The sequence below is a fragment of the Brucella gallinifaecis genome (assembly GCF_006476605.1).
Lineage (GTDB): Bacteria > Pseudomonadota > Alphaproteobacteria > Rhizobiales > Rhizobiaceae > Brucella > Brucella gallinifaecis.
In genome coordinates this window covers 312,698-325,011 of record NZ_ML636800.1, presented here as the reverse complement: position 1 = coordinate 325,011, position 12,314 = coordinate 312,698, and the positions used below count along the sequence as shown (strand labels likewise).

Below are 12,314 nucleotides of genomic sequence, written 5' to 3'. Positions count from 1 at the left end.
TTTCGGCCTCATCTATGGATGCAAAGACCCAGCAGAACATCATGTTCGATAATGAGACGGCTCCGGCGCTGATGCTTTCAGGCATAAGCCGGCAGTTTGGAACAGTGCGTGCGCTCAATAATATATCGCTTGATGTACAGCCAGGTGAAATTATCAGTCTGGTTGGGCATTCAGGGTGCGGAAAGACTTCCTTGTTGCGGATCATTGCAGGCATTGATGCACCAGATGAGGGCCTGCTTAGCATGGGTGAGCGAAGACTGGTTGGACCATCGATTTTCGTTGAGCCGGAAAAACGCAATATTGGTGTAGTTTTTCAGGATTACGCATTATTTCCACATTTGAGCGTGCGTGAAAATGTGCTGTTTGGCTTGCGTAAAATTTATAAAGAGCAGGCAATCAGCCGCGTCAATGAACTACTGAACCTTGTAGGCCTTGCTTCGATGGCAGACCGTTATCCCCATATGCTTTCGGGTGGCGAGCAGCAGCGCGTGGCGCTCATCAGGGCTTTGGCTCCAAAACCTGATCTTTTGTTGATGGATGAGCCATTTTCTAATCTCGATCGCGGTTTACGTGCGCGTGTACGCAGTGAAACCCTGTCGCTTCTGCGCGCTCTTGGTACGCCGGTCATTATCGTGACACATGAAGCCGAAGAAGCATTATCTACAGGAGATCGCGTTGTCTTGATGCGATCGGGCGAAATTGTCCAGCAAGGCTCGCCCCGTGACCTGCATAACCGACCGAACAGCCGTTATGCGGCTGATTTTTTCTGTGATTTCAACGCATTTACCGGCAAGGTTTGTGGCAGAACAATTGAAAGTCCGCTGGGTTGCTTTGATGTGGCAAATGACTTTGCCTCTCACCGCGAAGTCCTTGTTTATGTCCGACCGCGTGACATTGAAGTCCTCATCGATGACACTGAGGGCGCTTTAAGCGGACAGATTGAAACACGGACCTATTTTGGTGAGACCGAAGAGTTGCTGATCCGTCTTGATGGGAGCGGACAGTCTTTGCGTGTACGCACTGACCATCACGTAATGGAAGGTGCAACTTCGGTTTTCGTTCGGATAAACTGGGAAAAGGTACTGCTTTTTCAAAATAATGAGTAATAAGCTCATATTTATTTCCCGGTTTAATTGACCCGGCAAAATCGAGTTCATATAGTTCGATTGCATAACATATAGTTCCCAATGAACCATATTTTCGGAGGTAATATGCCCAAGATCGCACGTGCTGGACTTGTACTCATGGCTGCGACGTTTCTCTCAGGTGCTGCAAATGCAAATGAGGTCAATATTTACACGACGCGCGAGCCAGGCCTGATTCAGCCTTTGCTTGATGCCTATAAGGAAAAGACGGGAACGACCGTTAATACTGTTTTCCTTAAGGATGGCCTCGCTGAACGTGTTGCTTCCGAAGGTGAAAAATCTCCCGCCGACATTCTGATGACTGTTGATGCAGGCAATCTGGTTGATTTTGTTGATAAGGGTCTTACTCAACCTGTCGATTCTGCTGCTCTCAAGTCTGCCATTCCTGCTCAGCTCCGCGATGCAAATGACAACTGGTTCGGTTTGTCGATGCGTGCACGTGTTGTCTATGCAGACAAGGATCTAGAACTTGACGAGATCACTTATGAAGAACTGGCCGATCCGAAGTGGAAGGGCAAGATCTGTATCCGTGCCGGTCAGCATCCATATAATACGGCTCTGATCGCTGATTACATTGCGCATCATGGTGCTGAAAAGACGGAAGAGTGGCTCACTGGCCTGAAAGCCAATCTGGCACGCAAGGCAGCCGGTGGTGATCGTGATGGTGCCAAGGATATCGTTGGTGGTATCTGCGATATTGCCGTTGCCAACTCTTATTATGTTGGTCTGATGCGCTCGGGCAAGAGCGGCGACGAACAGAAGACATGGGGTGAGGGAATTAAGGTTATTCTTCCAACCTTTGCCAATGGTGGCACGCAGGTAAATATCAGCGGTGCAGCCGTTGCCAAAAACGCTCCGAACAAGGATGAAGCCGTCAAGCTTCTTGAATATCTTGTTTCAGACGAAGCCCAGCAGCTTTATGCAAAAGCGAATTTCGAATATCCGGTCAAGCCCGGTGCCCCGGTTGATCCAATTGTTGAATCTTTCGGTGAGCTGAAGATTGATACCGTGCCGCTTTCGGAAATCGTCAAGCATCGCAAACAGGCCAGTGAACTGGTCGACAAAGTCGGTTTTGATAATTAAAATCGGCTTATATCTATAAAACGACGCCGGTGCAAAATCATTGCGCCGGCGTTGTAATATAAGGGTCGACCAAGGTGGCGGAACCTGTGCACGCAACATCGTTATCCATGCTTAATCGCACCCGTTCGGGGCGCGGCTGGCTGTGGCTTTCCGGTTTGATTGCGCTCTTGGTATGTTTGCCAGTGCTGGCGCTTGTTATCGAAGCATTTCGTGGCTCATCAGGACTGTGGAGCCATATTTTCTCGACGATTTTCGCTACGGCCTTTATCGATACAATCATATTATTGGCAGGCGTTGGACTTATCACTGCATTGGTTGGCACCTTTAGCGCATGGTTGGTCACAGCATATGACTTTCGCGGACGAGCTATATTGGAATGGGCGCTGTTGCTGCCTCTGGCGGTGCCAACCTATATCATCGCCTATGCTTATCTTGATATTCTGCATCCGATTGGGCCGATACAAACTGCGATCCGCTTTGTGCTGGGGTTTGAAACACCGCGGCAGTTTCGGTTACCCGATATTCGATCGATGACGGGCTGCATAATTCTGCTTGGTTTCGTGCTTTATCCCTATGTTTATATTTCAACGCGGGCCATGTTTCTGACGCAGTCCGCAAGCCTGATCGAGGCGGCACGCACTTTGGGCGTTAGCCGCAGAGGAATATTCTGGCGCGTTGCACTGCCGCTGGCACGCCCAGCCGTGGCCGTTGGTGTCAGCCTTGCCTTGATGGAAGCGCTCAACGATGTCGGCGCCGCTGAATTTCTGGGCGTACGGACCCTAACAGTTTCAATTTATACGACCTGGGTAACGCGCTTTGATTTGCCCGGCGCAGCCCAGCTCGCTCTGGCGCTTTTGCTGCTGGTTGTGGCGATCGTTTCAATCGAACGCTGGGCGAGGCGTAAACAGCGTTTTTCTTCCAATATTCGCCATTCACGCGGTTTCGAGCCACTGAAAGTCAGGGGTATCAAAGGCCTGTGGTTGTTTATTGTCTGTATGGTTCCCATCATTATCGGTTTCATCCTGCCTGCCACATATCTTGTTATCGAAGCGGCCAAACGTATAGGTTTTGCGGGTATCTCGCCCCGTCTGGCTGCTGAAGCTTTCAACACTGTCATGCTGGCAACGGTGGCAACCGTGCTGGTTTTGCTGTTTGGTATGATGGTGGCCTATGCAATGCGGTTGTTTCCTGGCACGGCTTCGCGGTGGTTTTACCGTTTTTCTACTATGGGCTATGCAGCGCCCGGAACAGTGATTGCCATCGGCATCATGATTGTATCCGGTGCGGTAGACCGTTTTTTCGATCAGGTTTTCAGCACGTTTTTCGGTCTCTCTACCGGATTATTGCTGATCAGCACAGGCGGGGCTATTGTTTACGCTTATGTTGCACGCTTTATGGCAATCTCTGCTGGCGGTATTGATGCCGGTCTTGAGCGCATTCCCCAATCGCTTGACCACGCTTCCCGTACACTTGGTCGTGGCGTCACGGCTACTTTCCATGAGGTCCATTTGCCGCTTTCAAAAACAGCGATTATTGCCGCAGGTCTGCTGGTTTTTGTCGATTGTGTCAAAGAACTACCGGCAACGCTTTTATTGCGTCCACTTAATATAGAAACCTTTGCCACACATCTTTATGGTGAGGCTGCACGCGGAACCTATGAAGAGGCGTCGGTGGCAGCACTGGCAATTGTGGTTGTTGGAATTCTGCCGGTCATTCTGCTTTCACGTATAGGGCGGCGTTTGGGCAGTCGTCACAGTTAATTATAGAAATTCTGCAATATCAAATTGTTACAATGCCGTTATAGTTTGCGACTTTAACGTGTTCTCTGTCATTGTTGTCGACTATTCATAAATTCAAAAAATGCTGATCTATCAAAGGCTTTGCTATGCTAAAGCATTATGCTTGGCGTGGATTGATGAATGATTTCAACACGATATTTCGCGTGAACGCAATAATATGTGACTGTATCCCGGCATTATTTCCATGTTTCTACCACAAAACGAAAGCTCAATGGTCATAATTGAAACAAGACCGCGCAATCCTGAGATGCAAAAAACAGGCCTGAGATGCAAAGACAAGTCAAGTCAATGCCAGATGCGCGGAAGGAATAAGATGGTGGAAACTATGCTGAATACGCAACAGTGGCTTCCGGTCGAGTTGCTGAACATTGGTTTGGCGGCAGCCGTTTTCTTCGCCTGTCTTGTGCTTTCGCTATGGAAGGCAGTATTTGATGAAACAAATCCGGTTTTCTGGCGTCGTACAGCTGCAGTTCTTTGGGCCGGTGTTGTTATTGTGGCTTTAAGCGCCGGTATCGAAAGCTTTAACTGGCCGCAGATCATTGGTTGGGTGATGGTTGCCGGCGGTGTTATCGCAACGGCGGTTCGTACGGCGATGAGCTATTATCGCCAATATTCGCTACATAATGTTCGCCGCACCCGGTTTACAAACCCCCGCTTTTTTGGCCCGCGCACGACTGGACGATGATCACCATGTTTGCAAAGACTGTTAGAATGCCTTTGAGGCAACACCGTCCATATAGTTTGCGCTCATTCTTTATCCGCGCTTTTGGCTCTGGACGATACCGTAAATATTCGTAGAGCGTGTGCCAGAGCGACAATAACCCAGAATTGGACCTTCGGCTTCGGCAAGTGCAGAAGCCATTTCGTCGACATTCTCCTGGGTGAGCTGTCCACCGACAACCGGGATGTAATAGGCTTTGATGCCCACTTTTTCGGCCACTTTTGCAACTTCTGCAAAAACCGGCTGGTTTGGCCCTTCTTCGCCATCTGGACGATTGCAGATAATTGTCTGAAAGCCTTCAGCCGCAATATCACGCACATCATCCGGCGAGATTTGTCCGGTGACTGAGTAGTTATCGTCGATCTGGCGAATATCCATTATTTTGCACCTAAAAGAGTATCAGTCGGAACACAGCTTCATCGTCATTTGCGACGTTTTGAGACTTGCTTGTATAGCTTGTTCGCGAACCTTGCTGCAAGGGCGCAATGACAGCTTTATCTGCCGCTTCAAAGTCATTGAGTAGCTGACAATAAATGGTAAGACAGGTTGAAAGTCTTTATGACCAGAGGCCAAATGATATGAGGATACCAAAGATCAGCCAGAATCTGCCGCGTCTCGTGCGACGCGAGACAGGCTTTTATGGAAGTTCTCGCGAGGTGCCGGAAGAAGTGCCTGTTGCCATGAGCTATAATGGCACAACCCACGCCGTCATGATGGCAACACCTGCCGATCTGGAGGATTTTGCAGTCGGATTCAGTCTTACTGAAAGTATCATATCCAATATTTCTGAAATCGAAGATTTGAACATTGAGGTCTTTGAGAAAGGCATTGATGTTCAAATGCGATTGACTGAGCAGCCGGGCGAGACGCTTGTCACGCGACGCAGATTTATGGCCGGTCCTGTTGGCTGTGGCTTGTGTGGTATTGATTCCATTGATCAGGCTTTGCGGCCAGTACCAATGCTGTCTGGCAGCCATTTACGTTTTAAGTCTCTATCGATTATTGCTGCTATGAACGCTTTGAGCGTCTCTCAGACATTAAATGCAGAAACGAGAGCCGTGCATGGTGCAGGCTTCTATCTTCCGGGCGAGGGGCTTTTAGCCGTTCGTGAGGATGTTGGGCGTCACAATGCTCTGGATAAGCTCATCGGAGCAATGGCGCATGCGGGCAGGCCGGCAGGGCAGGGTCTGGTGGCGATTACCAGCCGCGTTTCCGTCGAGATGGTGCAGAAGGCCATTATTCTTGGCGTGCCATTATTGGCTGCAATTTCGGCACCGACAGCGTTAGCGATCCGTACGGCCGATGAAGCCAATCTGACGCTTGTGGCACTTGTTCGGGGGGAGGATTTTGATGTCTATTCGCATCCTGAGCGTATTATCAGCGAATAACCGGCCCTGTTGATGCAAGGCCGGCTATGAACATGATTAAACCAGTGCTGCAATGCGAGCGCGTTCGCTGATGATTTGCAGCGCTGCATGTGCAGCCTCTACGCCCTTCACCTTGAAATGGTTGAAGAAAAACTCATGGTGTTCTTTGCTGTCGTGATAGTGATGCGGTGTCAGAGATACACTGAGAACCGGAACTTCGGTCTCAAGCTGTACTTGCATCATGCCATTGATAACGGCAGTAGCCACGAAATCATGACGATAAATACCACCATCAATCACGAATGCAGCGCCAACAATTGCCGCATAGCGACCGGTCTTGGCGAGTGTTTTGGCGTGAAGCGGAATTTCATATGCTCCTGGTACGTCGAAGACTTCAACTTCAACATTGGTACCAGTTTTAGCTGCCAGTTCAGCAATGAAGCTCTTGCGTGCTTCATCAACAATATCGGCATGCCAGCGCGCCTGAATGAAAGCGATTTTAAAAGATGTCTTGTTCGGATAGCTCTGGTTCATAGGTTCCTCACGAAACTAGAATCAGGGCGCACAAAAAAACGAAAACCTTCGCAAAACACGAGGTTTAACGCTCATTCGCTCTCTTTCATCCGGACTTTAACCGTCGGCTCCGGCATCTCACCGGATCTGCTGACCTTGAAACATGCCTTGCAGAAGGCTTGAATTTCAAGCGCTCGCGGGCTCGAAGATTGCTCTTCATACCGCCGGTGGGGAGTTTCACCCCGCCCCGAGAACAAGTCCGCACACCATTGTGCGAACAGCCGGAAAATATGCATTTTAAACGGCCTTGTCCAGCCCGTTCACGGGAAATTTATGCTTGGAAAAAGACAGTTTGGCGTATTTTTTAGCGCATATTGAGTATAGGATTAAAGCTTACTGCCAGAAATGTTTTTAATAGGCTAACACACTATTTTTACTTCATTATTTAGAGGGATTTTTCCTTTTAAGCCGATAGTTGACGCATTATTTGGCGCTATTTTGTGTAAATTATATTGACTCATGTCCCGTATCTAAGCCTATGTTAAGCATACATCTTGTTTTGAGGGGTTAGTTCGCTCTAAAAAGACAACGTTGTCAATCGCAGGAGGAGCTGCGATTAATAAATGGGATGGAGGTCTCAAAGCAGATTGGAAGCTCTTTTGGATATGCGGGTCTGAGGCACGCAGAATGTCCGATGAAATTTTGTTTTGTAGAGTTCTACGGGAGGTAGACACATGCATAAACTTTTCAGAATGGCAGTAATGAGTACGGCTGGCTGTGCAATGCTTGCAGCAATGGCACCTGTGAGCGTCAGTGCACAGGACAAGCAGAATGTTGAAGTCCTGCATTGGTGGACAGCTGGCGGCGAAGCTGCGGCTCTTGATGTTCTGAAGAAGGATCTTGAGGCCAAGGGTATCAGCTGGACGGATATGCCGGTTGCGGGCGGCGGTGGAACCGAAGCGATGACCGTATTGCGTGCACGCGTGACAGCAGGTAATGCGCCAACGGCTGTGCAGATGCTGGGTTTTGATATTCGCGACTGGTCGGAACAGGGCGCACTTGGTAATCTGGATGAGGTTGCCAACAAGGAAGGCTGGGACAAGGTTATTCCAGCACCTTTGCAGGAATTTGCCAAATATGACGGCCATTGGATTGCTGCGCCTGTGAACATTCATTCCACGAACTGGATGTGGATCAACAAGGCAGCTCTCGACAAGGCTGGTGGTAAAGAGCCTGCCAACTGGGATGAACTCGTAGCCCTTCTGGACAAGTTCAAGGAACAGGGCATCATCCCTATCGCGCACGGTGGCCAGCCCTGGCAGGATGCAACGATTTTCGACGCTGTCGTACTTTCTTTTGGTCCAGACTTTTACAAAAAGGCTTTTATTGACCTCGACCCGGAAGCTTTGGGCAGTGATACGATGAAGCAGGCGTTTGATCGTATGACCAAGTTGCGTTCTTATGTGGATGACAATTTTTCCGGTCGTGACTGGAATCTGGCTTCGGCCATGGTGATTGAAGACAAGGCTGGCGTTCAGTTCATGGGGGATTGGGCGAAAGGTGAGTTCGTCAAGGCTGGCAAGAAACCAGGCGAAGACTTTGTCTGCGTGCGCTACCCGGAAACGCAAGGATCTGTGACCTTTAATTCCGATATGTTCGCCATGTTCAAGGTTGCTGATGACAAGGTTCCTGCGCAGCTTGAAATGGCTTCGGCTATTGAAAGCCCGGCATTCCAGTCGGCCTTTAATGTGGTCAAAGGCTCGGCGCCTGCACGCACCGATGTGCCTGATACTGATTTTGATGCTTGTGGCAAGAAAGCTATTGCTGACGTCAAGGAAGCGGCAGAAAAGGGCACAATGCTCGGCTCGATGGGGCATGGCTATGCAAATCCGGCCTCTGTCAAGAACGCGATTTATGACGTCGTGACCCGTCAGTTTAACGGCCAGCTTTCCTCAGAGGATGCTGTTAAGGAACTGGTTTCTGCTGTTGAAGGCGCGAAATAAGCAAAAGTGAGCGCCCGGCATTTCCGGGCGCTTTCCTTTCAAGCATGACAATTCATTGAACTACAGGCTAATTTTTTGCCTGAATAAATTTATTGCAGTGAGCGGCAGACAATAATGCCGTTGGAACAATAGCCCGCATCAAGAGCGCCGCGATTGAACGGTGCCGGGTGTGCAGCGTAGAAATGGGTGGCGCGAATATGCAGCGTAACAGACGGCTACAGGAACTGGTGCCTAAGCTGGTAATGGCACCGAGCTTTCTTATTGTCCTCGTTTTTGTATATGGGTTCATCATTTACACAGGCATTCTTTCTGTCACCAATAGCCGAATGCTGCCGTCTTATGGCTTTGTTGGTCTTACGAATTATGAAAAATTGTGGGCATTGCCGCATTGGTGGCGTGCCGTTACCAATCTTGCGATTTTTGCTTCTCTTTATATTGTCATCTGTTCTGTGATCGGCCTGTTTCTGGCTATTCTGCTCGATCAGAAAATCCGTGGCGAAGGCTTTCTGCGGCCGATCTATCTCTATCCGATGGCGCTATCATTCATCGTGACGGGCACGGCCTGGAAATGGTTTCTTGATCCGGGCATCGGTCTTGAACATACAATTCGGGTCTGGGGGTGGGAAGGCTTTACTTTCAATTGGATCAAGAGCAACACGATGGCGATCTATTGCCTTGTGATTGCAGCGGTCTGGCAGTCGTCGGGTTTCGTCATGGCGATGTTCCTGGCGGGTTTGCGTGGTGTCGATAATGAAATTATCAAGGCAGCGCAGATTGACGGCGCTTCAACAGGCACAATTTATCGACGCATTATCATCCCCTTGATGCGTCCGGTATTTCTGTCGGCTTTTGTGGTCCTCGCCCATCTTGCGATCAAAGCCTATGACCTTGTGATTGCCCTGACCGGGGGAGGGCCGGGACAGGCAACAGAATTGCCCGCGACCTTCATGTATTCCTATACATTTACACGAAACCAGATGGGCATTGGCGCTTCATCGGCAATTATCATGCTGGTGATGATCTTCTCGATCATCATTCCATATCTCTATTCCGAAATTCGTGGAGGATCGCGCTCATGAGTGTCCAACTCCAGGAAAATGCGATCAGCAGTGGCAAGCTCACACGCGCTTTGATCTATTCTGCGCTGTTGCTTTTTGCGATTTATTACCTGTTGCCGCTTTATGTAATGCTGGTCAATTCGTTCAAGCCACTCGAAGAAATCCGTCAGGGTGGAATGCTAGGTTTGCCACAGCAATGGACAATTGAGCCATGGCTGTCAGCATGGTCGACGGCTCAGATTGGTGTACAGCCAACGGGTCTTAAGCCATTTTTTATCAACTCGATCCTTATGGTCGTGCCAGCGGTTGTCATTTCAACGATTGTTGGCGCATTGAACGGTTATGTTCTGACAAAATGGCGCTTTCGCGGTTCAAATATTTTCTTCGGGCTGTTGCTGTTATCGTGTTTTATCCCGTTTCAGATTGTGCTGATCCCGATGGCGCGTGTGCTGGGTATGCTGGGCATTGCCGGCACGATCTGGGGGCTGATCCTCGTCCATGTGGTTTATGGCATCGGTTTTACGACGCTTTATTTCCGCAATTATTATGAGGCGTTTCCTACCGAGCTGGTTCGTGCAGCACAAATTGATGGTGCGAGTTTTTTCCAGATTTTCTGGCGCATTCTTCTGCCGTCATCCGGTCCGATTATCGTTGTTTCAGTCATCTGGCAGTTTACCAATATCTGGAACGACTTTCTTTTCGGTGCTTCTTTTTCTGGTGTACATTCAACTCCGATGACAGTTGCGTTGAATAATCTCGTTTCCTCATCCACAGGCGTCAAGGAATATAACGTTCATTTCGCAGCCGCCATTCTAGCTGCCCTGCCAACGCTGATCGTTTACATCGTTTCCGGGCGTTATTTCGTGCGTGGTCTGATGTCCGGTGCCGTTAAGGGATAAATCTTAAATGTCATTTCTGAAAATTACTGATCTCTATAAATCCTACGGCAATGTTGCGGTCTTGAAGGATATCAATATCGAAATCGAAGAGGGCGGCTTTCTGGTTCTGGTTGGCCCGTCGGGATGCGGTAAATCGACTTTGCTTAACACAATTGCTGGTCTTGAGCCGATTACATCTGGCGATATTTCGATCAATGGGCACTCTATTTCCGGCCTGCATCCATCACAGCGTGATATCGCGATGGTGTTCCAGTCCTATGCGCTTTATCCAAACATGACAGTTGCGGGGAATATCGCTTTCGGGATGGAAATTCGTAAAGTGCCAAAGCCAGAGCGTGACAAGGCAATTCAGGAAGTGGCTGATATTTTGCAGATCGGTCATCTTCTTGATCGCAAACCAAGCCAGCTTTCAGGTGGTCAGCGCCAGCGTGTGGCTATGGGGCGTGCACTTGTGCGCAATCCGCAAGTGTTCTTGTTTGATGAACCGCTGTCTAACCTCGATGCCAAACTACGTGTGGATATGCGTACCGAGATCAAGCGGCTGCATCATCGCATGAAGACGACAATCGTTTATGTGACTCATGATCAGATCGAGGCGATGACGCTTGCAACAAAAATTGCTGTTTTAAAGGATGGTGTCCTTCAGCAGTTTGGAACTCCTGCGGAAATCTACAACAATCCCGCCAATATGTTTGTGGCAGATTTTATGGGATCTCCAGCTATGAATTTGCTGAATGCAAGTGTTGAAAAGGATGGTTCAGATTTTGCAATAATGTTGGAGCAGGGCGAAGGGGATCCCTTGAAAATCCCTCTTAAAAAAGCGCCAGAAAGCCTTGGTGATCATCTAGGCCAGAATGTCATTTTTGGTATTCGCCCGGAAGCACTGACTGATCTTGATGGCGCTGACCGTAATGCCCGATTTATTGCTGAGGCTGATTGTCTGATTGATGTTGTCGAGCCTGCTGGTTCAGATACATTTGCTGTGACACGCATTGGCGGCAAACAGGTGGTTGCGCGTTTGCGTGCGGACGCACCTATTGCGGCGGGGCAGCGATCTTGTCTTGCATTCAATCTCGACAAGGCGGTGTTCTTCGAACCCAAAACACAGGCGCGAATTGTTTAGAATATAATTTTTAAACGAGGAACCGGTTTTGGGATAAGGATATCGAGTGTGGTTTACGGATTTGAAGTTTCTAAACGTGGATGCCATGTTAATGATAGGATCTTCAAATCCAGCATACTTTGGGACTAAACAACGAGGCAATTAAAAAGATAATTTGCCTGTTTATACTAAAAGAGTGCTCTTAAAAATGAAGAGCACTCTTTTGCATATTTGCCTGGAGGGCATATTTATTACGGTGGATTTAGCGTTTAGCGCAGGAAGTCCAGCCCAAGAAGGCCGATAGCCAGCGCAGTGTTCAATGAAATGATCATCATTCCATATATGAGCGCCGATCTAGTAATATCATTCATTTTCTACCTCCTTGAACCACGATGCCTCCACATCGGATTCTAAAGCACGAGAACTATAACGGAATGTAACAGCCTGTTACAGCTTTCGCAACCCTGTATTACGTAATTGTGAATGGTTGAAACAATGCGTGAGATGATAGGTGCTCGATAAAATAACTTGCAATTTGTGCAATCCACCGCTTTGTGATGCATAAAGCCTGACTAATCGGCAAGGCGTATTCCACCGAATGCAGGCTGTAAACGAGCTGAAAAT

11 protein-coding genes and 1 riboswitch are annotated in these 12,314 nt (G+C 48.8%); of the genes, 9 read left to right on the top strand and 2 right to left on the bottom strand.

Translation table 11 applies throughout. The annotated features are described in order from the left end of the window. Window positions 1–14 precede the first annotated feature (14 nt). The 4 genes from FHY56_RS01435 to FHY56_RS01420 all read left to right on the top strand — a co-directional run bounded on the left by FHY56_RS01435 (window position 15) and on the right by FHY56_RS01420 (window position 4,712). Window positions 15–1,106 (top strand): ABC transporter ATP-binding protein, encoded by a 1,092-nt coding sequence (locus tag FHY56_RS01435; RefSeq protein WP_140903391.1) that lies wholly within the window; start codon window positions 15–17, stop codon window positions 1,104–1,106. A 105-nt stretch (window positions 1,107–1,211) separates the two neighbouring features. Next, window positions 1,212–2,228: a Fe(3+) ABC transporter substrate-binding protein gene (locus tag FHY56_RS01430; RefSeq protein WP_140903390.1), complete on the top strand. Its 1,017-nt coding sequence runs from the start codon at window positions 1,212–1,214 to the stop codon at window positions 2,226–2,228. Window positions 2,229–2,335: 107 nt separating this feature from the next. Then, window positions 2,336–3,988, top strand: coding sequence for an ABC transporter permease (locus FHY56_RS01425; RefSeq protein ID WP_140903543.1), 1,653 nt, complete (start codon window positions 2,336–2,338; stop codon window positions 3,986–3,988). A gap of 334 nt (window positions 3,989–4,322) precedes the next feature. Then, window positions 4,323–4,712 carry a hypothetical protein gene (locus tag FHY56_RS01420; RefSeq protein WP_376890034.1) on the top strand — a complete coding sequence of 130 codons (390 nt, stop codon included), beginning with the start codon at window positions 4,323–4,325 and terminating at the stop codon, window positions 4,710–4,712. Between the two features lie 69 nt (window positions 4,713–4,781). On the opposite strand, the gene FHY56_RS01415 is transcribed toward FHY56_RS01420, so the two are convergent. Beyond that, window positions 4,782–5,126 carry a protein tyrosine phosphatase family protein gene (locus FHY56_RS01415; protein ID WP_140903388.1) on the bottom strand — a complete coding sequence of 115 codons (345 nt, stop codon included), beginning with the start codon at window positions 5,124–5,126 and terminating at the stop codon, window positions 4,782–4,784. A 200-nt stretch (window positions 5,127–5,326) separates the two neighbouring features. Here FHY56_RS01415 and fdhD point away from each other — a divergent pair, with 200 nt between their 5' ends. Next, a complete protein-coding gene (gene fdhD / locus FHY56_RS01410) occupies window positions 5,327–6,136 on the top strand; it encodes a formate dehydrogenase accessory sulfurtransferase FdhD (RefSeq protein WP_140903387.1) in 810 nt (269 codons plus the stop codon). 36 nt (window positions 6,137–6,172) lie between these two features. Here the strand turns inward: fdhD and FHY56_RS01405 are convergent, their stop codons facing one another. Continuing rightward, window positions 6,173–6,649 carry a 6,7-dimethyl-8-ribityllumazine synthase gene (locus FHY56_RS01405; protein ID WP_140903386.1) on the bottom strand — a complete coding sequence of 159 codons (477 nt, stop codon included), beginning with the start codon at window positions 6,647–6,649 and terminating at the stop codon, window positions 6,173–6,175. A 73-nt stretch (window positions 6,650–6,722) separates the two neighbouring features. Further along, window positions 6,723–6,887: riboswitch (FMN riboswitch) on the bottom strand. A gap of 475 nt (window positions 6,888–7,362) precedes the next feature. Between FHY56_RS01405 and FHY56_RS01400 the strand changes: the two genes are divergently transcribed. The 4 genes from FHY56_RS01400 (at window position 7,363) to FHY56_RS01385 (ending at window position 11,711) form a co-directional block, all read left to right on the top strand. Further along, on the top strand, window positions 7,363–8,631 hold the full coding sequence (locus tag FHY56_RS01400; RefSeq protein WP_140903385.1) for an ABC transporter substrate-binding protein: 1,269 nt from the start codon (window positions 7,363–7,365) through the stop codon (window positions 8,629–8,631). 197 nt (window positions 8,632–8,828) lie between these two features. Continuing rightward, window positions 8,829–9,710 (top strand): carbohydrate ABC transporter permease, encoded by an 882-nt coding sequence (locus FHY56_RS01395; protein WP_140903384.1) that lies wholly within the window; start codon window positions 8,829–8,831, stop codon window positions 9,708–9,710. Next, window positions 9,707–10,588: a carbohydrate ABC transporter permease gene (locus FHY56_RS01390; RefSeq protein WP_140903383.1), complete on the top strand. Its 882-nt coding sequence runs from the start codon at window positions 9,707–9,709 to the stop codon at window positions 10,586–10,588. Before FHY56_RS01395 ends, FHY56_RS01390 begins: the two co-directional genes overlap by 4 nt. 7 nt (window positions 10,589–10,595) lie before the next feature. Then, window positions 10,596–11,711 (top strand): ABC transporter ATP-binding protein, encoded by a 1,116-nt coding sequence (locus FHY56_RS01385; RefSeq protein WP_140903382.1) that lies wholly within the window; start codon window positions 10,596–10,598, stop codon window positions 11,709–11,711. Window positions 11,712–12,314: the final 603 nt, after the last annotated feature.

Coding starts and splice junctions, on each gene's coding strand:
- FHY56_RS01435 (WP_140903391.1), top strand. CDS start 15: ATGGATGCAAAGACCCAGCAGAACATCATGTTCGATAATGAGACGGCT.
- FHY56_RS01430 (WP_140903390.1), top strand. CDS start 1,212: ATGCCCAAGATCGCACGTGCTGGACTTGTACTCATGGCTGCGACGTTT.
- FHY56_RS01425 (WP_140903543.1), top strand. CDS start 2,336: ATGCTTAATCGCACCCGTTCGGGGCGCGGCTGGCTGTGGCTTTCCGGT.
- FHY56_RS01420 (WP_376890034.1), top strand. CDS start 4,323: ATGCGCGGAAGGAATAAGATGGTGGAAACTATGCTGAATACGCAACAG.
- FHY56_RS01415 (WP_140903388.1), bottom strand. CDS start 5,126: ATGGATATTCGCCAGATCGACGATAACTACTCAGTCACCGGACAAATC.
- fdhD (WP_140903387.1), top strand. CDS start 5,327: ATGAGGATACCAAAGATCAGCCAGAATCTGCCGCGTCTCGTGCGACGC.
- FHY56_RS01405 (WP_140903386.1), bottom strand. CDS start 6,649: ATGAACCAGAGCTATCCGAACAAGACATCTTTTAAAATCGCTTTCATT.
- FHY56_RS01400 (WP_140903385.1), top strand. CDS start 7,363: ATGCATAAACTTTTCAGAATGGCAGTAATGAGTACGGCTGGCTGTGCA.
- FHY56_RS01395 (WP_140903384.1), top strand. CDS start 8,829: ATGCAGCGTAACAGACGGCTACAGGAACTGGTGCCTAAGCTGGTAATG.
- FHY56_RS01390 (WP_140903383.1), top strand. CDS start 9,707: ATGAGTGTCCAACTCCAGGAAAATGCGATCAGCAGTGGCAAGCTCACA.
- FHY56_RS01385 (WP_140903382.1), top strand. CDS start 10,596: ATGTCATTTCTGAAAATTACTGATCTCTATAAATCCTACGGCAATGTT.